This window comes from Mesorhizobium sp. M1A.T.Ca.IN.004.03.1.1 (assembly GCF_003997555.1).
Classification (GTDB): domain Bacteria; phylum Pseudomonadota; class Alphaproteobacteria; order Rhizobiales; family Rhizobiaceae; genus Mesorhizobium.
This window is the reverse complement of the sequence record NZ_RZTV01000398.1, coordinates 1-267: the sequence shown is the minus strand read 5'-3', so window position 1 is coordinate 267 and position 267 is coordinate 1. Positions and strand designations below refer to the sequence as shown.

The 267-nt window shown below is 64.4% G+C and carries 1 protein-coding gene; it reads right to left on the bottom strand.

Going from position 1 to position 267, the window contains the following annotated elements:
* Positions 1-267: histidine kinase (locus EOD29_RS32145; RefSeq protein ID WP_245475506.1), on the bottom strand; the 267-nt coding region annotated here is incomplete at both ends.

The following is a 267-nucleotide window of genomic DNA, read 5'->3' as shown; positions in this document are numbered from 1 at the left end:
TCAGGGCCTCGGCGCCCCGATCGATCGCGCCGGAGGCGTCGTCGCTTTTGCTGCGGACCTTCCTGCTTGCCAGGTCGATCGCATATCTGACGCCGACGAGATTCTGGGAGATGCCGTCATGCAGCTCCCGGGCAAGGCGGGCGCGCTCCTGCTCCTGCGTATCGATGATCCGCTTCGTCAGTTCTTTGAGCTTGCCGTCCGCCATTCGGCGCTCCCTTAGCGTCACCAGCATGCAGGCCGCAAAGACCAGAAGCACGGAGGGAACCG